Here is a 23,314-nt window from a genome sequence, read left to right on the forward strand (position 1 = left end):
TTTGCCCTCGGAGTCAGTTCCGAGGGCTTTTGTTTTATAGCCTATTCAATAGGATCGTTTTCTACCAGATTCCATATGCCACAGGGACAGGCTCCAGCACAGAAACCACAGCCTATACATTTGTCTCCATCAACTACCATTTCAAATCGTCCATTTGGTTCTTCTTGTTTCGATATTGCACCTTGAGGACAAATGGTGATGCAGATTCCACAATCTCTACAGGAACCGCAAGAGGCACAGGCATTAGCGCACTTTTCCAGTGGGACACCGGGAATAAGTCGTGGATCAAAGTATTCCGCTTTTACTCTATTCTTACTTATTACCATTTTGGTGTCACGTCGTGGTCTTTTGCCTTTTAGCATTTCGTCTATCGTCTCGGCAGCAATTCTACCTGCTCCAATCGCTTCCGTGAGGATTCCTAACTTTACAACATCGCCAATAGCGAAGATCTTTGGATCCGTTGTTTGGTAATATTCGTTGACTTTTATAAACCCCCGCTCAGTCATAACCGTTTCCGGAATGCCTTCAAGATCCGGTTGATCACCGATAGCTATAACAACTGTATCGGCAGGAAGGATTTCTCCGGATGTAAGTTCCACACCTTTTTCTGTAATTGCTTTTGTGAAGACTGGCCAACGGAATTTTGCTCCCACTGCTTCCGCAGCTTTTCGCTCTTTACCGAAGGAAGCCGGTTCCTGAATATCAATGAGAGTTATGTCACTGGCTCCAAGACGTGAGGCTTCTGTAGCTACATCACAGCCAACATTACCCGCTCCGATAACGATAACTCGATCACCTGGAGTAATCTCATTCTGTCGGCTGCGGCGCAGAAATTCTCTTGCCGTTATGGCTCGTTCTCCTCCTGGCACAGGAAGAGTGCGAGGCTTTTGAGCTCCAGTAGCAAGCACGATAAAATCATAGTCCATTTTTAGTCGTTCGTAGTCTTCTTTTGTGAGCTTTTGCTGTAAGTGTATCCTGGGAATCAATTTTTTAATGCGATCCAATTCCGCTGTTAAGACCTCTTGAGGAATTCTAGAAGGCGGTATTACCTCTGTGAGCTTTCCTCCCACTTCCTGCCTCATATCGTAAACAACAGCCTCATGCCCTTTTAGCCGGAGTTGCCATGCTACCGAAAGTCCAGCAGGTCCTGCTCCTATGACGGCAATTTTACCACCTGTCATGGGAGGAAGTTCAGGAGGACGAGCTGAAATGCTGGCTTTTCCCAAAACGGTGGTATCAATGGGAGTAGCTCCCTGAGCCGCTCTTGTGCATCCTTGCATGCACAAATTTGGACAGAGATATCCGCACACCGTTGCGGGAAAAGGAGTGTAAGCTAGAGCAAGATCCACAGCTTCATCGATACGACCTTCTCGAATAAGTTGCCAGCGATCCCGAACAGGAATTCCCGTTGGACAACTCGCTTCACAGGGAGCAAGATACTTTCTGTTTTCCCAGACTGGAACGTAGCGTCTTAGAAATCCGGTTGTTATTACAGGTATGGGGCTTCGATCTAAAGTAACCAAATCTCCAATCAACCCACCTTTGCCCAGTTCTTTTTCCCATACAGATATGCGAAATTCATGTATTGATTTTCTCGAGAGAGTAGCCTTTTCCATTGGGCTTCTTGCTGCCAGGAGTTGCCAGTCAGGACGTTGAGCCAGAGCATCGAAAAGATCTTCACGACCTATTTTTTTTAGGAACACACGAAGGTTTGCTGTAAGCCATTCCCAGGTAGGATCGTCAATTGGCACTAGTTTTACATCGGGGTGACTGTATCCTTTGTGGGGACCTCGGAAGAAAATCTTTCCCCCAACCATACCAACGCACGGTCTATAACCCAAAACGTTTTCTGGGTCTTGAGGCTGATAGCCGCAAATTACGGCAATGCCTCCCGCCATAAATTCGGCAAAATAATCTCCAACGGAGCCGAGCACCCAGAGTTCTGGAGGATCGAATCGTGGATTATGTTTTGTCATGGTCATACCGCGAGCGCCGATATTGCCGGCAATGTAGATTTTACCCTGAGCCATAGCGTTGCCGGTGCCATTTGTTGCATTTCCATGAACAATAATTTCGGCGCCGGTATTGAGCCATCCGACATCGTCCGATGCTGGTCCCATTACTTCAATGGTAGTATTGGGAAACCCCATGGCCCCCACTCGCTGACCGGGGGCTCCGGTGATTCGAATGTAAACTCTTTCGCTGCCTGCTTTCCAGAGCCTTCCACCTATTCCATGTTGTCCAGCGGCTTGAACTTCTATGAACCTTGCTCCAGATGCAACAGCTTGCTGGATGTGTTCTTCGAGTATTCTAGAATCGACCCGATGGCCGTTAATAACGCCGGGTATTTTCACCCACTGTTCGCTTTCCATGCTTGTTACCCCCTTCTACACCACGTGTTTAATTTGAAGTCGTTCAGCTACGTGGTAATCGTCTATTCCTATAGCATCCGACATACCGATAGGAAGGGATGTGGAGCGACCAAGTGGAGCCACGATCTTCTTAAGTTCCGTGTCAAAGCTCAAAAAGACGTCCACTACTCGTTCGGCGACTTTTTCTGGATCCAGCCGTCTGTAAAGTCGCGGATCCTGAGAAGTGATGCCCTTAGGGCAGAGTCCGATGTTACATATGTTGCATCGGTCAGATTCAGAACCTACACATCCTGCAGCAGCCTGCATGATGTATTTCCCGATTTGAACTCCACTGGCTCCAAGCATAATAAGAGCTGCGGCATTGGCAGCAAGATTTCCTCCTTTTCCTATTCCTCCTGCGGCGAAAAGAGGAATTTCATTTTGCTTTCCCACCTTCACCAGATTCAGGTAGCAGTCTCTGATATTACTCGCTATAGGATGCCCCATGTGATTCATGGAGACATTGTAAGCAGCACCTGTTCCTCCATCCTCGCCGTCAATAGCAAGAGCTGCTGCGTAGGGATTCCTGGTAAGGTTGTTGAGGACAGCAAGGGCTGTCGATGTGCCGGAGATTTTAGGATAGACCGGCACTCTAAATCCCCAGCCCATAGAAACAGATTGAATCATTTTTGCCACCGCTTCCTCTATAGAGTAGAGAGTCTGGTGAGTTGGAGGGCTAGGAAGACTAACGCCTGGTGGGACTCCACGAATAGCTGCAATGAGTTTATTTACTTTATGCCACATGAGAAGTCCGCCATCACCTGGCTTTGCTCCTTGACCGTATTTTATTTCTACAGCACAGGGATCTTCCTTCATTTCAGGAATGGCTCTTATGATCTCGTCCCAGCCGAAATATCCACTGGCGATTTGTAGAATAACATATTTTATAAAACGAGACTTAAGAAGCCTTGGAGGGCAGCCTCCTTCCCCCGTGCACATTCTTACGGGCATGCCAAGTTCTTCGTTTAGATATGCAACCCCCATCTGAAGTCCTTCCCACATGTTGGGGGAAAGGGCTCCAAAAGACATTGAACCGATTATGAGAGGATAGATTTCCCTAACGGGTGGAGTCCATTCTTCCTCTTTGTAGAGTTTTATAGCTTCTTCGGGTGGGAGGACTCTACCCAGTGTGGTTCTGAGTTCAAACTCATGCCGCCCCGCATCAAGAGCCGGGTCGGTCAGCATGGATATTCTTACGAACTTAATACGATCCAGGATGCCTTCTGGGACATTTCTACGTCCGCCCCTTCGCCTTGGCTGTCCGCCTCTGTTTATGTGAAAGCGAAGTTTATCGATTTCATCGTTTCTTACTGGCATGATACAGTCGTTTGGACACACCAGAGTGCAAGTGCCGCAACCGATACAGGCATAGGCTGGATCAGTTTTCTGTCGGATACCGTAGAAAACCTGATAGACATTAGATGGCTGAGTCTCCACGCCTGGAGTTACCTGAACCAACCGCTTTCTGAAAACTCCCAACTCGATCGAATGAACGGGGCAAGCTGCTGTGCATCGTCCGCACAAAGCACAACGTTCTTTGTCCCATACGATCTGCCAGAGCAGATCTTTACGGCTTAAAGTGGAAGGGGTAATTGTTCCGATTGACGCCATATTTTTGTCTCCTTTCGATCTGGTGGCACGATGACCGTGTCCAGATACATGGGCTGAAAGTCCTTTTTTCGGTCACGATCGGGAAGAGCAAATTCAAGGGCACATGCTTCTGATGAAAAAGCGAAAACACCTTCTTTTCCACCAACTATCCCGGGTCTTAACTTTTTCCTATCCTGGACCATAAACATGGTCTTATCGGGAAGCACACCTATGACACAGTTCGGACCGTCTATGGTTAGCCGTCGGCATGTTTCTTTCAAAATTTTGAGAAACTTTCCTTGAGGATGATGAACAAGATCTTCATCCTGAAGAGGTGTGATAACGTGTTTGTAGTATTCAATTCCCAGACCAAGCTTTTTGTATATGTAATGAAGAATGTGGGTAAAAACTTCGGAATCTGACTGATAACCAATATAGCCCGGAAAACCGCGAGACATGAGAAATTCTCGAATGGGCACGAAAGCTGTATTTTCACCATTGGTCATGGTGGCAATTCCCTGGATAAAGAAGGGATGGCATGCATAGAGATTTATAGCGTAATTAGTATTTTGACGCCCTTGAGCCATTATAATTCGAGCGGAAAGTTCTTTGCGATCGAGTTGAAGATATTCTGCTACATCCACGGGGTCGCCTATTTCTTTAATCATTATCACGTCAGGCCAAAAGCTAAAAACAACCATATCACCGGATTCTTCGCCCATCTGGCGTAAAGTAAGTCGAACGGTCATTAGGCGGTGTTCTTTTTCTTCCTGGCTGAGACTTTCCCACGACTCAGGATATTCATACGCTCGCACCAGATAGACATCTCTTTTTGGGACTCCAGGGGGCGGAGTTTTAGGTGGTTTTATAGAAAGTTTGTATTTAGTCATAAATCCCAGTTCCATCATAAATTGATCGAGTCTTTTAATACCGGCGTGAGAAAAGATACCCGAAAGTATTGGAGCATCCTTGATTTCTTCAAAAGGTCCGCTAAGATCGGTCAATAACAGACCAATTCCAGATCCGTCGTAACCTTCTTTCATAACTTCCAGGGCTTTTATTGCCATCATGGGTGAAACAGGTTCATTACTTGTTATTGCGAAAAGGCGACACACGTTTTTCCCTCCTTTTAGGACCTTGTAAAATTTCTGGGCAAAACTTCTAGTTGAGCAATAAATATGCCATTCTCTGATACTATGGAAAGACAGGGCTTTTAAGATAGCGATATGCACATTATTGTCAAATATAATGCTTTCTAAACGAATATTGCACAATATTGTGCAGATTTCCGGAGTTTTAGGTATATGAAACTTCTTGATTGAGCCGGTTTGCTGTGAGAGTATATAACCTGATGGAGAAAAGGTCCTTTGGCTAGCTTAATGAGCAGAGAAGTAAAGGCCCATTTTTATGGGCGTGCCCGAAGTATAAGATTGAAAAGTGATAGCGCTTTAGAATGTATCTATTGCTGGGCGGACGAAGAAACTTTGGGTTTTCGCTTTTTCAAAATTTGTGTCTGGCATAAAAGTTGCCTTAAAAACTTTTTGCTGGAGTAAGGCCTTTAGAGTTTCACCATAAGGAGAGGAGATTTTATGACACCGAAAGAAGTGTTAGAGTTTGCAAAGGCTAATGGAGTTAAGATGGTAGATTTGAAGTTTCTTGATCTTCCAGGAATGTGGCAACATTTTTCTGTCCCCATAGGTGAGCTTGATGAATCGTCCTTTGAGGACGGTTTTGGTTTTGATGCATCAAGCATCCGAGGGTGGCAGCCCATAAACGCAAGTGATATGTTAGTCATTCCCGATCCGGATACGGCAACCCTGGATCCTTTTATGGAGGTGCCGACTCTTTCGCTGATCTGTAACATTGTGGATCCTATTACTCGAGAACGTTATACTCGTGATCCGCGCTATATTGCTCAAAAAGCCGAAGAATATCTTAGGTTTACCGGTATTGCCGATACAGCTTATTTTGGTCCGGAAGCGGAATTTTTCATCTTTGACGACATCCGATATGACTCGGGATCTAACTACGGCTACTATTTTATCGACTCTGATGAGGGAATATGGAACAGTGGTAGAGAAGAGGCTCCCAACCTCGGTTATAAGCTTCGCCACAAAGAGGGTTACTTCCCTGTTCCACCTTCAGATACTCTGCATGACGTTCGCACTGAAATGGCTCTAGTTATGGAACAGGTTGGAATTAAGGTTGAGTGTCAGCATCATGAAGTGGCAACAGCTGGCCAGGCTGAAATAGATATGCGTTTTGCTCCCCTTGTAAAGATGGGCGATCAACTCATGTGGTTCAAATACATAATTAAAAATGTTGCTCGCCGCCATGGTAAAACCGTAACCTTCATGCCCAAACCTCTTTATGGCGATAATGGCTCTGGAATGCATACCCACGTAAGTCTCTGGAAAGATGGGAAACCACTTTTTGCCGGCGATAAATATGCGGGTCTGAGCGAAGTGGCTCTTTATGCCATTGGTGGCATTTTGAAACACGCACCAGCTCTATGTGCCTTTACAAACCCCACCACTAATTCTTATAAACGTCTTGTGCCAGGCTATGAAGCTCCAGTTAATCTGGCATATTCAAGCCGAAACCGTAGTGCTGCTATTCGCATACCCATGTATTCTGCTTCACCAAAGGCTAAGCGTCTTGAATTCAGGACACCAGATCCATCCTGTAACGGATATCTAGCCTTTAGCGCTATTCTCATGGCTGTTCTGGACGGAATAGAAAACCGAATGGATCCAGGAGAACCACTGGATAAAGATATTTACGCCCTATCACCCGAGGAACTTAAGAATGTCCCTTCAACTCCGGGATCTCTTGAAGAAGCTCTTGGTGCCCTGGAAAAAGATCATGAATTCCTTCTCAAAGGCGGCGTTTTTACTCAAGACGTGATAGACATGTGGATTGAATACAAGAGACATCGGGAAGTAGATCCCGTAAAGCTAAGACCCCATCCTTACGAATTCCATCTTTACTTCGATATTTAGTGAATTCGACCAAGGCTGTTCGGAAGCTTCTCTTGTGGGATGGTAAAGTAATATAAACTACAGAAAACAGGCGGAAATGGGCTCAACTTGAAAGACCTTTCCAGAGGTAGGTGGTTAAGAAACGTCTCAAAATGTGATTAGCCAGCTAAATGTAGGGGCGACGCATGCGTCGCCCCTAAGACCATTGCAAGCCTATTAACGAAAATCGACCTTGATAAAGAGGGTAATTAGGGGCGAGATGTTTTTCGCCCCTATTTTATTTCAGACATTATGAATTAAGAATTTTCTTTGCCGCTTCATCATTGGCATCGCAAATGTAGGTAATGCCAGTTTCTTGGGCAGTTTCGCGGTTTGCAGCAACAAGGTCGCTTCGAGAGATAGCTTTGAGGGAGAATTTGCGAGCACCCGCCATAAGTTGCTGGAGACCACAGGCAAGTTTATCGGAAAGAGTCCAGAAGGCAATAGCTCCTAAGGGGATATTTTTCATTTCGTCTTTCCCGACTTTCTTTTCTACTTCGAAATAGCAAGCGAAGATCTGTTCTGGGCTTGTTCCTATTTCTGAGACGGTTTTTGGTAGGCTATCCCAATTTCCATTAAGGGCTGCCTTTCTCTCAGGTCTTAGAACTCCTTCAATGTTGGATCCCAAGAAGGAAGGAATCATAAGAGCTCGTCCCATGCAGATTATTTTCACGTAGGGAGCACCCAGAGCAATTCCTTTGAATATGCTGTCTTCTAGAGCGAAACCACCGGCAAAGGAAAGATCCACAACTCGTTTTCCTCTGGCTGCCAGTATGGAAGCGTATTCGTAGGCTTTTGCATGAAGCAGAATTGAAGGCACACCCCAGCTCTGCATCATGTTCCATGGGCTCATACCGGTGCCGCCGCCGGATCCATCAATTGTTAAAAGATCAAGGCCGGCGTCGCTTGCGAATTTTATAGCCATTGCAAGATCTTCCATTCCGTAGGATCCAGTTTTAAGAGAGATACGTTTGTAGCCGATTTTTCTTAAATATTCTATCTGATTTGTAAAGGCTTCCTGAACTAGATCCCATCGACTGAGGTTTGTATTACCAAGGCGACTATGTCGAGCAAAAGATCGGATTGCTCCGCTCTTGAAAGCTGCCTGAACCTCAGGAAGTTCTGGATCAGGATCTATGAGGTAACCACGCTTTTTCAAGAAGATTGCATAGTCAAGACTGGTTACCTGAATTTCTCCACCTATATTCTTGGCTCCCTGACCCCATTTGAGTTCGATGATGCATTTGTCGCCGTATTTTTCGATTACATATTCAGCCACACCATTTCGAGTGTCTTCAACATTCATCTGCACGATGATGGCTCCATAACCATCGTAGTAGCGCAAATAAGTTTCAATTCGACGATCTAATTCTGGAGCCTTGACAACACGACCATTTTTGAATTCGGCGGCTTTATCCACTCCGACCACATTTTCGCCAACAACTATGGGGACACCGACCAGAGCGCCACCAACTGCAATGGGTTCCCAGTATTTTGCCGCAATGGGGGTTGATCCCAGAGCTCCCGTCATTATTGGAACTCGTGCTTTGGTTTTTACTTCGTTACCGAATTCGGTGGAAATGTCCACATTGGGGAAAATGCAATCATCGGGGGAGTTTGAAAGAGACTCAGGCAAGCCATGAGCTCCGTAAGCGTATCCCTGGATACGAAGAGAATTATAGGATACTCCTACGTGAGTTGTATTATTCGCTCCTGCGGTGACCATACCAAAATCGCGGGGATACAAAAGCTTTCTACCTATCAGGCTTGCGAGCCATGTTTCGCATTTGCCTTGACAATCTGCTCTACATAGTGTGCATAAACTTGATTCCGTGGGGTTACCACGGTTTACTGTGCCGAGCACGTCATTGTTTTTGGAGAATCTCATGTCCATCCTGATTATACCTCCATTAGTGAATAAAGTACTCAACCTACTAAAACCCAGCCACGCCCTGACATTTTAAGTATTACTTAATTAGTAAAGTTAAAAATTAGTGTCAAGAAATTATGGGGGGCTGTTATAAAACTTCCGCTATGGGATAGTAATGCAAACTGAAAACACAGGGATGGAACATAACTTTGAAGACCCTTCCAGGTCTGGATAGCTGAAAGATGATTCAATATGTGATTCGCCATAAATGTATGGGTGGCACATGCGTTGTCTCTACATTTTGTGTGCCCGGAATGAACGCACTCCTGCGTTTTGGGAGGGACGGCTTCCTCGCCGTCCGTTCTTTGGATGCGCCTGGCATGGACGTGCTTTTAGAGTTGAAAGTCCTCCCATGAGTTGATCACAGCGAGCGAAGAGAAGCGCAACTGCCATATTGCTGATAGCCACAGGGAACCGCAAAATTTGCAATGCATCGATCGCAGAGGACGGCGACCCTCCCAATATCCTAACGCTTCTCTAACCGCTTAGACTTAAAAATAAGATGTGTGATGTCATGGAGAATTATGAGTGCTTTCTCTCATAGTGTTTAGTCAAGTGTGTCTGTAGGGGAAGAGGCTTTCCTGAACTTAGAAATGGCTTCTTTGAACCCTGGTAAACCTCTCTTCATTTGTCTACCTTGGATTCCAAATTTAGTGATTCCTGTTTAAACAATGGTAAATTAAGGTTTATTCGATGTGATTTAGTAACTTCAATAATTTTTGAAAATGGGTTACAGTTACAATGCATTCGAAGTTGTTTTTATCAAGTTTTTCTGTATGTAGGAGTATTATTATGATCTTTTCAGATAACGATCAAAAAGGCAGGGGTATTAAGTTTGAAGAAGTCCAGATTCCTGGAATTGAAGGATCTGTTCTGGATCTTAATACCATATTGAAGGAAGCAGGTTTAACCGTTATTGTAACCTATTTGTCAGGTAAAATAATCCATGTTTTTGGAAATTTTGAAGAGATTTTTGGAAAGACCTCTGAAGAGATAATAGCCACTGGAAGTATTCAAAATCTACTGGGAGACCTTATAATCGACCTGGAGAACCTACCTTTATTAAAAGACGAGATTAGAAACATTGAAAGGGAAATTAAGGACGTTTTCGGTAGATCCCGTCTTTTGATGATCTATGTTAAAAAGGTAAATACTGGCGGAGAAAAGCTTATTTACACCATCGGGGATTATACAGAGCTAAAAGAGAATGAAAATAGGCTGAATCTAACTCTAGAAGAGTTAAGTGCTATTTATACCCATGCCCCGATTGCTATAATGGTTTTGGATAATTATAGACGGATTGTCAGTGCCAATGACTTATCAGCAGAAATTTCTGGTAGAGAAAAAAGAGATATAATTGGTATTAGTATTGGGGAAGCTATTTCGTGTATTCATCAGTTAGACAATAAAGAAGGCTGTGGGTTTGGTAAATTTTGTTCTGAATGTAAGATTAATGTTGCTATATCTGAGACATTTAAAAACCAGAGGGGCCAAAAAAATATCGATGCATGGGTTTATTTTGAAAAATCTGGTGAGAAAAAAGGAAAATGTCTATCTCTATCGACAGCTTATATCAAGTATTTTGATAAAAACTTAGTTCTTATATGTTTCCAGGATGTAACCGAGCAGAAAAAGTCATCATTTGAATTCCAGTCAGCCGGGGATTTTGTTTTGTTAAAGCGAAAGGATCTAAATGAACTTCTAGATATCTCTGCTCTTATACATCAGGATCTTGGATTCGATGTGGTTGCTAAGAAGATATTTGATGTCTTAAAAAATCTTATCGGTTCAAGTTCTGGCTATGTTGGCCTTTTCAATAAAGAAATCGACGGATTTGATATTGTTTACCTGGATTATGGGGGATTTGAGTGTTTAGTAGATCCCAATATTCCAATGCCATTGAGAGGATTAAGGGCAGAGGCTTACAAATCTGGAAAGTTTGTTATTGAGAACGATTTTGAAAATAGTAAATGGATGGACTTAATACCAAAAGGTCACTTAAGGCTAAAAAATGTCTTGTTTGCTCCAATGAAAATAGAGGGCAAAATAGTTGGACTTTTAGGCTTTGGAAACAAAGAAGGCGGGTTTACTCAAATAGATGGAGAACTCGCTCAATTATTTGGGAATTGGGCTGCAATAGCTCTTAAAAACGCCATGGAGGCGGAAAAAAGGAATATTACGGAAAAGGCTTTGAGATTGAGTGAGCAAAGGTATAGGGAACTGTTTGACAATCCTTTTACAGGAATTGCTGTTTACGAAGCTGTCGATGATGGTTCAGACTTTGTGTTCCTGGATTTTAATAAAGCAGCCGAAAGGATGACTCATACAAGTAAAGACCAGGTGCTGGGTAAAAGAGTCACAAGTGCCTTTCCCGGGATTAAGGAGATGGGACTTCTTAGGATATTTCAAGAGGTATACAAAACTGGTCAGCCCCAAGTTTATCCCACAAGTGCTTATGTCTTTGAGGAAGGAGCCGTTCGGTATTATGAAAACTATGTCTATAAACTGCCATCTGGCGAGATAGTTGCAATTTTTATAGATGAGATGAAAAGAAAGAATGCAGAAAATGCCTTAATAAATGAGCACGAGGAGCTTTTAGCTCTTTTCGATGCCATTGATCAGGTAATATATGTCTCCGATCCTTATACCCATGAAATCCTTTTTGTGAATCGTTACTTTAGAGAACTTTTGGGACGAGATGTGGTAGGTGAACTCTGTTACAAAGCATTTCAAGGGATGGATCGTCCCTGTGAATTCTGCACTAATGATATGATATTAAGGGAAAGACCAAAACCGTATACTTGGGAATACCGTAACCCTATATTGGGCAGAGACTATTGGATAACAGACAGGATTATCCAGTGGCCTGATGGCAGAGCTGTAAGATTTGAGATAGCTGTTGATATAACGGAGAGAAAAAAAGCAGAGGTCATGTTACAAGAGGCAGAGGAAAAATATAGACTTTTTTTTGAAAATGTTAACGATATCTTATATTCCGTTGATAGGGAGTTTAGAATAGTAGATATAACTCCTTCTGTTAAAAATATATTGGGATACGCCCCTCAGGAACTCATAGGAAAAACTATTCAAGAATTAAACATATTGGATTCCAGATATATAGAAGAAGTATTATCAGACATAAATGTAGCCTTTCAAGGGAAAATTATCCCCATCAAAGAATATCCCCTGTTAACAAAAGATGGAACTTTAAAGTATTTAGAAGTTGGTCGAGCTCCTCTTTATAAAGATAATCAAATAGTAAATGTTCTATGCATTGCAAGAGATGTTACAGCCCGAAGGATGGCAGAAGAGGAGAAGAAAAATTTGGAAGCTCAACTCCAACACGCTCAAAAAATGGAATCTATTGGACGCCTTGCAGGTGGCATTGCTCACGACTTTAACAATATGCTTGGGGTTATTCTGGGGTATGGTGAACTCATTTTAAATGGTCTAAAAGATACAGACCCTTTAAAAAAACATGTGGAAATGATTGTAGAGGCCGCTAAGAAATCCGCAGGTCTCACCCAACAACTATTGGCCTTCAGCCGAAAACAGCCATTACGGCCCAAGGTCAAAAACCTGAACAATGTAATCATGAATATGCATGATATCATAAAAAGACTTATAGGTGAGGATATAGAACTTATTCTAGATCTTTCTCATGAAATAGGTCATGTATTAATAGATCAGGCTCAAATGGAGCAAGTGATTATGAACCTTGTGGTAAACGCAAGGGATGCAATGCCCAAGGGAGGAAGGCTTTTGATTGAAACAATGGAAATCTTTTTGGATGATAATTATGCAAGGTCCCATCATCAAGTGAAACCAGGACAATATATAATGATGGCCCTTAGTGATACCGGATGTGGAATTCCTCCGGAGATTATGGATAAGATTTTTGATCCTTTCTTTACCACCAGGGAAAAAGGCAGGGGAACAGGACTTGGACTTTCCATGGTTTATGGAATAGTAAAGCAATTTAATGGGCATATCTGGGTCTATTCGGAGCCTGGAAAGGGCAGCACGTTCAAAATATACCTTATCTACTCTTAACTGATGTGGTGATGCCGCATATGAATGGAAGGGATTTAGCAGATAGACTCCGACGCACCTTACCAGACCTTAAGGTCCTTTTTATGTCTGGTTATACTGACAACATCATTGCCCATCATGGAATATTGATTCCCGGCATTGCCTTTATACAAAAACCTTTTGGGGTAAAGGAAATATTTAAAAAGATAGAGGAAGTTCTTGAGCAATCATAAGCTCTAGGATTGTATATTCTTTCCACAGGGCGAGATTTTAGGGCACTTCTAGCCCATCTTATTGATAAGGCTATCCATTAGAAGATTATTTTTACTTTTCGTCTTGCTGGATAACAATAAGACGTGCATTAAAATTATAAATAAGTTCGTCTGTTTTTAGACACACGCTGTCACGATATAAACATTAAACAGTCCCCTTGGTCTTTTCTAAATTCTTTTAAGAGATATAATAAGTTAAGTAAAGGTATTGAATGTTCAACCATCAACGGTCAGGAGGTGCGCTATGGCTGTTAAAGTTTTTATCGAAAGGGAGATTGAGGAAGGTAGAGAACTCGATATTTACAATTCTCTCATTAAGCTGAGAGCGAGAGCAATGAGAGCTCATGGTTACATTTCAGGAGAAACCCTTGTTTCTTACGACAATCCTCAAAGATACTTGGTGATCAGTACTTGGAATAGCTTGGAAGATTGGAATCGATGGGAAGAGAGCGATGAGCGTAAGGCTATTGAGGCTGAAATCAGTCATTATTTAAAAAGTCCCCCAAAGATTAGCATTTATCGCTATGAGATTGGATCGTAATCGTCAAAAACTTATACCGTAGGGAAGTCATCCTTTGGAGTCCCCGTTTTTGGTAAAGTGCTGATGATCTAACAAAGCCGCTAAAGCAATTTTTTCACATCGGGGCACATTGAAATAGCTTGTGCCCCGATCGTTGAAGCCTGGAAAGATCCTTTGGTTTTTCTAAGAATTGAACGTAGTTATTAAGAAATTGTTTCCGGATTTTTTAGCCCTTGGAGAAATAGATCTGCCATTTGTTCCGCTATTTCGGTTAAAGAAAGTGATCCTGCTGGCTTATACCAAAAATAAAGCCAGTGAAGAGAACCAATAAGAGAAAAAGTAACAACTGTAGAATTAAGTTTCCTGAAACTTCCTTGAGCCATCAAGTTTTCTATAAACTTTCGGAGTTGGTGAACATTTTCCTTTTCTTTCTGGTATATTATCTGTTTTTTGTCTTCAGGGAGGTATTCAATGTCGTGGAGCAGTATCTTATTGAAATTTTCATTTTTCATGTAGGTTCTGGCATACTCAACCAGCACATCGGTCAATTGTTCTTTTAGGGGCTTCCCTGATTGGGCATTTCGCTCAATAGCCTGTCTCATGTTGTTTACTAATTCGTCTGCTGCTTGAAGGCAAATTCGGAAAAGAATTTCTTCTTTGTTCTTAAAATGGTGATACAGAGCGGCTTTGCTTATCCCTACTTTCTTGGAAATTTCGCGAGTGCTGGCATTTTCATAGCCCTTTATATAAAAAAGCTCCTTCGCCGCTTTAAGTATTTCCTCTGCTGTTTCTCTCCCTCGTGTTCTTGGCATAAACTTTTTGCCTTAACCCTTTTATTTAGTTTGCTAAAATTGCAGATTGGCAACCACAACTCTACACAAAAAAACTTTTCCCGTAAACACCTTGATATAGTAAAGTCTCTGCGTCATCGATTTAGCTTGACTGAATTGATCAATCTTCGATATGAGTAAACTTCGTTGAAGTAAACTAACCTTTTGTGAAAATAAGTTTGTAACTTTTTTCAGCTTTTTTTGTGGTGTAGGATTTATTCAAATTATGCTATGAACTTTGGGGTTACTAAACGATGGAGACTGGAGGTTTTTGACAATGAATGAGATCAGAATACATGGTCGTGGAGGTCAGGGAGCCGTAACCTCTGCGGAATTGATGGCTCTTGCAGCCATCGCTATAGGTAAATACGCTCAAGCCTTTCCCAGTTTTGGTCCCGAACGCCGCGGGGCTCCGGTGATGGCTTTCCTTCGGATAAGCGATGAACCTGTGAGAACGCGAGAAAAAATTTATAATCCAAACTTGGTGGTTGTGCTTGACGCAAGTCTTATTCCTATTTCTAATGTGGAAGCTGGTATTGCTGACAACGGTATTGTGATTGTCAATACTCAAATGTCTCCTTCTGAGTTGAAAAAAAGCTTCAACCTTAAATCTCGTGTAGCAACAGTTGATGCTACTTCAATAGCCAGAGAAATTCTTAAAGTTCCTATAACAAATACAACTATGATGGGTGCTATCGTCAGAGTGTCTCAAACTGTGCCTCTGGAGAGCCTGGAAAAACCCATCATGGAAAGATTTGGTCCTTCTCTGGGTGGGAAAAATTTTGCCGCTTGCAAGAAAGCTTACGATGATACGATACTGGAATAATAACTTTGTTAATCATAAATAGATTGGAGGAAAAGCTCGTGGCAAAGGAACTAGGACTTCATAGCTGGCGCGAACTGGCTCTGGGAGCCGCCATCCTTAAACCTGGTAGTGCTTCAGAGCTTAAGACGGGGGATTGGCGTTCTAGCCGTCCTGTGGTGGATTATGAGAAATGTGTAAAATGCGGCAGATGCTACATCCTGTGCCCCGATATGGTTTATAGCCTGAAAGAAGATGGATATTATGAGCTAAACTACTACTACTGCAAAGGATGCGGCATCTGTGCTCATGAATGTCCGAAAGATGCGATAGAAATGATAGAGGAGGGGAGCTAATGGGAAGGCGAGTAGGAATGGAAGTTTCAATTGCGGCGGCGGAAGCAGTCGCCCTTATAGATGTTGATGTTGTGGCGGCATATCCCATTACACCCCAGACTCATATTGTGGAGCATCTTTCGGAGCTTGTTGCTAATGGACATCTGGACGCTGAATTTGTTCCAGTGGAATCTGAACATTCGGCCATGAGCGTATGTGTGGGAGCTGCGGCCGCTGGAGCTCGCACCTTTACTTCTACAAGTGCTCAGGGATATGCTCTGATGGTTGAAATTTGTTATATAGCCTCAAGCATGAGGCTACCAATAGTAATGGTTATGGCAAATCGAGCTATGAGCGCTCCTATAAGTATCTGGAATGATCACGCAGATATGATGCTTGCTAGAGATACAGGATGGATTCAGACCGTTGCTGAAAATGGACAGGAAGTGGTTGATTTGCTAATCCATGCTTACCGTGTGGCGGAAGATCATCGAGTCCTTCTCCCCGTTATAGTTAACTTAGATGGCTTCATTCTTTCCCATGTTATTGAACCAATAGAACTTCCGTCAAAAGAAGAAGTCCAGAAATATCTGCCACCTTATAAGCCTGCTCTAAGGCTTGATCCGAAAAATCCTGTAACTATGGGACCCGTTGGTGTTCCTGAAATTTACACCGAGGCAAAGAAGGCTCAGGACGAGGCTTTAAAGAATTCCAAAAAGGTTATCATAGAAGCATGGGAAGAATTTGCTAAGCATTTCGGAAGAACCTATAGACCGGTGGAAACTTATAAGTGTGAGGATGCAGAGGTTATTCTTCTTCTTATGGGAAGTATTGCCGAGACAGCAATGAGAGCCGTAGATGCGATGAGAGCCAGAGGTAAAAAAGTGGGGCTTGCTCGAATAAGGCTTTTCAGACCTTTCCCTGTGGAAGAGCTTGTTTCTACCCTGAAGAATGCTCGAACTGTTGCCGTCATAGACAGAGCTCTGGGATTTAATGGACATGTAGGACCTGTTTGTGCCGAAGTGAAATCTATGCTTTTTGATCATGGACTTACGCCTTATGTGTGGAACTATATTGCCGGTCTTGGTGGGCGGGATGTTACAGTAGAAAATTTCATTGAAATGGTTGATATGGTCGAAGCCAAAGCAGCTAAGAAGGAACCGATGGGATATGAGATTATTAATGTGAGGGAATAATCCATGGGAATAGCAAGCGAAGCGTTAAAAGATTTTAAAGGCTTTACGATGAAAAACATCCCTTCAGTGGAACCCCTTTCACCGGGGCATAGGGCCTGTCAGGGATGTGTTGAAATTTTAGCTCTGAGGCTTGCTCTCAAGGCTATCGGCACGAATGTAATCGTTGCAAGTGCTACTGGATGCATGGAGATCGTCACATCGCCCTATCCTCAAACAGCCTGGCGAGTGCCGTGGATCCATGTTGCCTTTGAAAATGCGGCAGCAGTCATAAGCGGCGTTGAATCGGCTTATAAAGTGCTTGCGCGAAAGGGAAGAATAAGCCCTGAAGATAAAGTGGTTTTTTTGGGGTATGGTGGTGATGGTGGGACGGCTGATATTGGGCTTCAGGCTTTGAGCGGGGCTTTAGAACGTGGACATGATATTGTTTACATCTGTCTCGACAATGAAGCTTACATGAATACAGGAATCCAGAGATCATCTTCGACTCCATATGGTGCTATGACAACTACTTCTCCGCCGGGGAAAAAGAGCATAGGACAGACGACCTGGAAGAAAAATGTTCCTGCCATCGCAGCAGCTCATGATATTCCCTATGTTGCGACGGCATCCCCTGCCTATCCACTTGATCTTATGAATAAAGTGAAAAAAGCCGCTATGGTGCCGGGACCCGCTTATGTTCATATCTTTTCGGTTTGTCCTACCGGATGGAGACATCCGACAAATATAGCTATAGAAGTTGCGAAGATGGCTGTAGCAACTAATGTGTTCCCGCTTTATGAGGTGATCGATGGTAAATGGATCCTTTCTCGCAAAAATCCTAAGCCAAAGCCGGTGGTGGATTACTTGAAAATGCAGCGCCGGTTTGCTCATCTTACAGAAGAAGAGATTGAAAAGATTCAGGCTAGAGTGAATGCTGAGTGGGAAGCTTTACTGGAAAGATGTGGAGAAAAGAAAGAACCGGCTCCTGAAGGTGCTGAACCCTCCGGAGAATAGCAAATAAGTCAAAAAGCAATATGCTGAAATTAACAGGGGGACGTTTATGAAAAGCGTCCCCTATTTTTATATTTCTTTGAAAACCTTTGCGAGAGAGTCCCCCGCTACGTGCATTTTCCATTCGTTTTGATAACCAAAAGGAGTTTCTAGGACGGTATATCCGGCATTTTCTAGTTTGCGCTTAACTTCGGAAATGATCGATAAGGCTACATCCGGAGATGCCTTTTCTGAGCCGAGGTGATTGAAGGAGTGAAGAATAACGGTTTTAGTCTGAAATTTTCCGGCAAGCCATTTGGCATTTTTTACAAATTTGGTAATCACGTTTCCACTTCGTTGTTCATCAGTTGGTTCTGCGTGATAGAAGATGATAACAGCTTGAGACGCCTCAATAGTTTTTTCTTGATCAGGCACGTCAGGTATTGTCTTTTCTCTGGGCGTAAGCCAAAATTCGTGAGCGAAAAACATTAGAAGCTTCATAGCGCTTTGCTCCTTGCCAGGTGATATTGATTGTTTATTAACCAGACTGTTTCTAGTTAAAAAAAATGGAGGACGCAATGATTTACAACTTTTTCTCTTTGGAAAACCTCACAGCCCTTATTACTCTAACTGCTATGGAACTAGTTCTGGGCATTGATAACATTGTCTTTATAGCAGTGGTTACTTCAAGGCTCCCTGCTAGGTCTCAATCTTCTGCTAGACGTGTCGGTTTGGCTCTAGCTTTGATTTTTCGCATAGCTCTTCTTTCTCTCTTGTTTGTTATGACTCATTTTACAAAACCTTTAGTAACTATTTTGGGGAACGAGTTTTCTGTGCGTGATGTGATCCTTATTGCAGGTGGGCTTTTTCTTATCGCTAAGGCTACCCATGAAATCCACGTTAAGCTTGAAGGGGTAAAGGAAGATAAAAGCAAAAAATCTAAGGCGATCTCTAGTTTCTCGGGGGCTATAATCCAGATTGCCATTATAGATATTGTCTTTTCGTTAGATTCTATTATCACCGCTATTGGTATGGCAAGACATATTGGGGTTATGATCCTAGCAGTGGTTCTTGCTGTTGTTTTTATGATGTTTTTCAGTGGAGTTGTCTCGGCTTTCATAGAACGTCATCCCACCCTTAAAATGCTCGCTTTAAGTTTCCTACTTTTAGTTGGTGTTGCCCTAGTAGCTGATGGCTTTGGAAAACACATAGAACGAGGATACATCTATTTTGCCATGGGCTTTTCGGTTTTTGTTGAATGGCTTAACATAAAGGCTCAAGCGAGAAAATAAGGGGGAGATTGGTAGATGAAGAAGTTGATATTGATCTCTGTGGTCATTTCGATTTTCTTAGGAGGATTTACCAGTATTGTTTTGTCCGAACAGGAAACTTCTACTTCTCCAGCTTTAGATCCGGAACAGTTGGACAAGTTGTCTCAATCCCTAACTCAGGCGATCCAGGAGGAAAAGATAGCTCTAGATAGTATAGCAAATCGGATGGCAGAGTTTAAGCGTATTCAAAATATTTTTGTTGTGGAACTGGATTCTCTTAACTTGCTTCTCTCCACCTATGTTAACATTGCTAATCTTTCCAGTATAGGACTGGATGACTTGGAAAAAGTGAGTAGTAATCTAAAAGGGAGTCTAGCAAGAATCTCCGAGCGAATGAAAGAAATAGAAGAGAAAGAAGAAGAACTTTCAGAACTTATAAATAAAACGGTTGAACAGAGGAACGTAAATGAGCAACAGTTAAAAGATCTTAAAGCTCGCGAATTATCCACTCCCGCAGCTCAGACGGTTATTAAATCTCTTGGACAGCTTACGGAATTGCTTAAGAAAAAGGAGAAGGAATTTAGAAAACTGCATGCCTCTTACCGCGCTTTAATTGATCAAGCTAAAACAAGTATAAACAACGGGTCAGTTCTTCTTGAAAAAGTTGATGAACACATTACCAAGAAGAAACGAGAGGAGCTTTTTCAGAGAAAGCAGTCAATCTTTACAATGCTTTCTCGGGAAAGTTTCGTTCAAGAATTGACCCAATTCTGGACTGCTGTTACCAATCTTGCTTCAAAACAATTCTGGATTAGTCAATGGCAGGTGCTGGCAAGAACAACATTTGTTTTTGTGGTGGTTTTTCTCGCATTACTTGTGGGTGTTGAACATGTTCTAAAACGAATCAGTGGCTTCTTGTCTAGAACATGGTTTCTTGACCGAGTAAGTAAGCTAAAACCTTTCCTGTTTGCTCATATTCAACTGATCTTGTCATCTATAGGATTGTTGGGAGCAGTTGTTTTTGCTCAAATATATTTCCGTATAAACGGGCTGTATGATGCCTCTACACCCGTTAGGTTTTTTGTTTTAGCCATAACCGTATGGCTTTTTACGAGATGGATCCTTGATTTTCTTAAGATTTATAAGGAAGTGGTCGGCATTCTGAGAGATAAGGTCTTTCAAACTTATCTTAAAGTCTATGTCCATATTGCAAGATGGCTAATTCTATTATACCTGTTTATAAAAGAATTTGTTGGCTTTGGAAGCTTTTTTATCTCTTATAGATTGGCTATGGAGTTAGCATTTCTTGGAATGTTGGGTTTTTTCTGGAAAGAATGTCGTTCCATATTATTGCCGATTTTAGAATCCAAAAAAGCAAAAATAATCTTTTTTGGGTTGGTAAGTTTTTCATATCTCGTTTTCGGCGGATCTGTTCTGATGGAACTTCTTGGATATACGCTTTTTGTCTCATTATGGCTTGCAAGCTGGGCTTATACTTTTGTTTTTTCCCTTTGGGTTTGGATGATTGCTCAGGATCTTATTGAATGGGAACGAACCCTTAAAGGAGTTGTCTCTTATCTGCCGGAAGATTCGAGAGAATACCAAGAATCGCTTAGTTGGCTTTTGCTGAGGCTTTTTTGGGTGGCCTTTGTGCTTGGTTCCATAATTGTTCTGTTAATTGTCTGGGGTGCTAAACGGGAAGTTCTACTGACCACTATAAAATTGCTTCATACCCCCATACCTATTGGTAACATGAGCTTTAGGCTCATATCGCTCGTTTATGCAACTATAATTATCACTGTTACGCGTTTAGTAACTCGCAAAATAAGACACTTTATGAAAGAAGGGCTTTTTAAATACAGCGGGCTCGATCACGGTGTTCAAGAATCTATAATAACTATAACGACTTACATTGCCTGGCTTTTGGGGATAATGCTGGCACTCAATGTAATTGGTTTCAGTTCTACATCTTTTACTGTCTTGTTTGGCGCTCTAGGTGTTGGTCTTGGTTTTGGACTTCAGCAAATTTTTAACAATTTTGTAAGCGGCGTTATTATGCTTATTGAACGTCCGATACAGGTTGGAGATGTGGTTGAAATTGGGGGAATTCGTGGAGTGGTCAAAAAGGTTAATGTAAGAGCTACTGTTGTTCAAACTTTTGATAATGCATCGTTCATTATTCCTAACTCCGAGTTTATCAGTGGGAGAATAATAAACTGGAGTTTCCAGGATCCCACAATAAGGAACTCCATAACCGTTGGGGTAGCCTACGGGTCGGATATCAATCTAGTCAAGGATACCCTTATGGAAGCGGCGATAAATCATCCTAAGGTTATTAAAGATCCCCCGCCAGATGTTCTTTTTAAGGACTTTGGAGATAGCGCTCTGGTGTTTAGCCTTCGTTTTTTCACTCATGCAAAGGATGCAATTTTAACTGAAACAGAACTTAGGTCTGCGATCTATAAACTGTTTGTTGAGCGAGGCATAGAGATTCCGTTTCCCCAGCGTGATGTTCATATCAAATCGGGGGTGATCCAGTATCAGGGAATAGAAAGTTCCTGATGAAATTTTTTCAGGAGATAATAACGCTTCATCATAACGAGAAAAGTTGCTGTTAAAAGTAGTGTTAAGCATGCCGCAATCTCGAATGCCAGGCGGTAACCCCATTTTTCGATAATTGGCCCCATAGTTAAAGATGCGCTCATGATACCAAAGTAAATAGCGGTGTTATAGCCGCCCATAGCGATTCCTCTAGTCTCAGATGATGTAACCTCTGTTATTATTGCTCCAATGGATGGAAAGGCTAAAGCCATGCCACCGCCGAGAAAAAAGGCGTTTAAAACGAAATTGGTAAGACTTTTAGAAAAGGCGAAGCCCAAGATGGCAATCATGACAGCAAAGATACCAACCATAACTAGTTTGTTTCTATTTGTGACTTTATCGCTAAGCCATCCAAAAGGAGCTCGAGATAAGGCGTTCGTTAGCCCTTGAGTGAAGAAAATAAGTCCTATGTGACTAAGAGCTATACCTGCATCGTGAGCATGCAATGGTATAAATGTAACAAACATGCCTAGAGCAAAACATCCTCCAAAGGTAATAATCCAGCAAGCTACAAGAGCGCTATTAATTGTCTGAATAACTTTTAATGACTTACCAGGCTGGTGCGGTGGATTTGTTGGTGTTTTTGTAGTCTTTCTTTTTGGTAGAGCAAAAAACATTATAACAAAGAGTAGTAAAGTAAGTCCTCCAGATATGAGGAAAACCGATCCATAGTCTAATTTTTCTGCAGTCCAGCTACCAAGAGCAGGTCCTATACTCATGCCAAGGTAGAGAGATGTTGTGTACCACCCGTAGGCTCGACCTATGTGGCTTGATGGAGTTATATCAGCGACGAAAGACATCATCGTAGGACCATAAGTTGATAAACCAACCCCGAATAGAAAATAGATGACCAAAATTTGCAAAGGAGACGTGGTAAAATAGAGAGCAAAACAAGTGAAGCTCAGGATGATAAGCCCTACACAGGCAATGATCTTTCTTCCGAATCGATCAGAAAGAAAACCCATAGGAAATGACAGTGCACCAGCGGTGAAGAAAAATGCGGAGTTTATCATGCCAACCATTTTCGTGGATGCTCCAAGGTTTTTTGCATATATGGGCACTATAGGTATTCTCATATACGATGCCACATAGCATCCTAGAGTTATGAAACAAACTATAATGAGGATATAATAGTTTTTCCAAATGTTGGATAAAACAACCACAGTCCTACGCTCCGAAGACATCAACTCTAACCTCCACTTTAAGCATGAGGTTATTTAGAATTTGTTCCATCCATAACCAGTTTTTTTGAAATTTAACCCGCCAAATTAGCTATCGTCAAACAATTGTTCGTTGTACCCAATGCTTTAGGATTGGATAAAAATGATGGCGTTTGAAAATTTCTCTTATGGGATGGCTAAGTAACATAAACTGTAGAAAACGCAGGGATGGGGCTCAACTTGGAAGACCTGTCCAAATGTAGGGGCACGGCATGCCGTGCCCCTACAATCGGTGCGCCCGGCATGGGCGTGCTCCCGGAGGTGAAAGTCCTCCCGTGAGTTGATCACAGCGAGCGAAGGGAAGCGCAACTGCAC

General features: G+C 42.4%; 17 protein-coding genes. 10 read left to right on the forward strand and 7 right to left on the reverse strand.

Annotation, left to right across the window (positions count from 1 at the left end; translation table 11 throughout):
* Nucleotides 1-41: 41 nt before the first annotated feature.
* The 3 genes from WHS38_07180 to WHS38_07190 are packed head-to-tail and all read right to left on the reverse strand — an operon-like array spanning nt 42 to nt 5,116.
* Complete coding sequence (locus WHS38_07180) at nt 42-2,372, reverse strand: FAD-dependent oxidoreductase (protein ID MEJ5300754.1); 2,331 nt, start codon at nt 2,370-2,372, stop codon at nt 42-44.
* 15 nt (nt 2,373-2,387) lie between these two features.
* Nucleotides 2,388-4,022, reverse strand: coding sequence for a glutamate synthase-related protein (locus WHS38_07185; protein ID MEJ5300755.1), 1,635 nt, complete (start codon nt 4,020-4,022; stop codon nt 2,388-2,390).
* Nucleotides 3,986-5,116, reverse strand: a complete 1,131-nt coding sequence (locus WHS38_07190) for a glutamate synthase (GenBank protein MEJ5300756.1) — start codon at nt 5,114-5,116, stop codon at nt 3,986-3,988. The genes WHS38_07185 and WHS38_07190 overlap by 37 nt, the downstream gene beginning before the upstream one ends.
* 474 nt (nt 5,117-5,590) lie before the next feature.
* Between WHS38_07190 and glnA the strand changes: the two genes are divergently transcribed.
* Complete coding sequence (gene glnA, locus WHS38_07195; GenBank protein ID MEJ5300757.1) at nt 5,591-7,003, forward strand: type I glutamate--ammonia ligase; 1,413 nt, start codon at nt 5,591-5,593, stop codon at nt 7,001-7,003.
* A gap of 268 nt (nt 7,004-7,271) precedes the next feature.
* On the opposite strand, the gene WHS38_07200 is transcribed toward glnA, so the two are convergent.
* Nucleotides 7,272-8,915 carry a glutamate synthase-related protein gene (locus WHS38_07200; protein ID MEJ5300758.1) on the reverse strand — a complete coding sequence of 548 codons (1,644 nt, stop codon included), beginning with the start codon at nt 8,913-8,915 and terminating at the stop codon, nt 7,272-7,274.
* Between the two features lie 828 nt (nt 8,916-9,743).
* On the opposite strand from WHS38_07200, the gene WHS38_07205 reads away from it, so the two are divergent.
* From WHS38_07205 to WHS38_07215, 3 genes are all read left to right on the forward strand, one after another.
* A complete protein-coding gene (locus WHS38_07205) occupies nt 9,744-13,004 on the forward strand; it encodes a PAS domain S-box protein (protein ID MEJ5300759.1) in 3,261 nt (1,086 codons plus the stop codon).
* A 20-nt stretch (nt 13,005-13,024) separates the two neighbouring features.
* Complete coding sequence (locus WHS38_07210) at nt 13,025-13,216, forward strand: hypothetical protein (protein ID MEJ5300760.1); 192 nt, start codon at nt 13,025-13,027, stop codon at nt 13,214-13,216.
* A 283-nt stretch (nt 13,217-13,499) separates the two neighbouring features.
* Nucleotides 13,500-13,796: an antibiotic biosynthesis monooxygenase gene (locus WHS38_07215; protein MEJ5300761.1), complete on the forward strand. Its 297-nt coding sequence runs from the start codon at nt 13,500-13,502 to the stop codon at nt 13,794-13,796.
* Nucleotides 13,797-13,978: 182 nt separating this feature from the next.
* Here the strand turns inward: WHS38_07215 and WHS38_07220 are convergent, their stop codons facing one another.
* A complete protein-coding gene (locus WHS38_07220; protein MEJ5300762.1) occupies nt 13,979-14,587 on the reverse strand; it encodes a TetR/AcrR family transcriptional regulator in 609 nt (202 codons plus the stop codon).
* Nucleotides 14,588-14,882: 295 nt separating this feature from the next.
* On the opposite strand from WHS38_07220, the gene WHS38_07225 reads away from it, so the two are divergent.
* From WHS38_07225 to porB, 4 genes are read left to right on the forward strand one after another with little or no spacing between them, the layout of a single operon-like run.
* Nucleotides 14,883-15,431, forward strand: coding sequence for a pyruvate ferredoxin oxidoreductase subunit gamma (locus tag WHS38_07225; GenBank protein MEJ5300763.1), 549 nt, complete (start codon nt 14,883-14,885; stop codon nt 15,429-15,431).
* 38 nt (nt 15,432-15,469) lie between these two features.
* Nucleotides 15,470-15,763 carry a 4Fe-4S binding protein gene (locus tag WHS38_07230; GenBank protein ID MEJ5300764.1) on the forward strand — a complete coding sequence of 98 codons (294 nt, stop codon included), beginning with the start codon at nt 15,470-15,472 and terminating at the stop codon, nt 15,761-15,763.
* Nucleotides 15,763-16,938: a pyruvate ferredoxin oxidoreductase gene (gene porA, locus WHS38_07235; GenBank protein ID MEJ5300765.1), complete on the forward strand. Its 1,176-nt coding sequence runs from the start codon at nt 15,763-15,765 to the stop codon at nt 16,936-16,938. The genes WHS38_07230 and porA overlap by 1 nt, the downstream gene beginning before the upstream one ends.
* A gap of 3 nt (nt 16,939-16,941) precedes the next feature.
* A complete protein-coding gene (gene porB, locus WHS38_07240; protein ID MEJ5300766.1) occupies nt 16,942-17,931 on the forward strand; it encodes a pyruvate synthase subunit PorB in 990 nt (329 codons plus the stop codon).
* A 66-nt stretch (nt 17,932-17,997) separates the two neighbouring features.
* Here the strand turns inward: porB and WHS38_07245 are convergent, their stop codons facing one another.
* Complete coding sequence (locus WHS38_07245) at nt 17,998-18,408, reverse strand: threonyl-tRNA synthetase editing domain-containing protein (protein ID MEJ5300767.1); 411 nt, start codon at nt 18,406-18,408, stop codon at nt 17,998-18,000.
* Nucleotides 18,409-18,485: 77 nt separating this feature from the next.
* Between WHS38_07245 and WHS38_07250 the strand changes: the two genes are divergently transcribed.
* Nucleotides 18,486-19,199, forward strand: a complete 714-nt coding sequence (locus WHS38_07250; protein ID MEJ5300768.1) for a TerC family protein — start codon at nt 18,486-18,488, stop codon at nt 19,197-19,199.
* Nucleotides 19,200-19,214: 15 nt separating this feature from the next.
* Nucleotides 19,215-21,740: a mechanosensitive ion channel domain-containing protein gene (locus WHS38_07255; protein ID MEJ5300769.1), complete on the forward strand. Its 2,526-nt coding sequence runs from the start codon at nt 19,215-19,217 to the stop codon at nt 21,738-21,740.
* Here WHS38_07255 and WHS38_07260 read toward each other — a convergent pair.
* Nucleotides 21,719-22,963: an MFS transporter gene (locus WHS38_07260; GenBank protein ID MEJ5300770.1), complete on the reverse strand. Its 1,245-nt coding sequence runs from the start codon at nt 22,961-22,963 to the stop codon at nt 21,719-21,721. The genes WHS38_07255 and WHS38_07260 overlap by 22 nt on opposite strands.
* Nucleotides 22,964-23,314: the final 351 nt, after the last annotated feature.

This window comes from Thermodesulforhabdaceae bacterium (assembly GCA_037482015.1).
In the GTDB taxonomy this organism is placed as follows: Bacteria; Desulfobacterota; Syntrophobacteria; order Syntrophobacterales; family Thermodesulforhabdaceae; genus JAOACS01.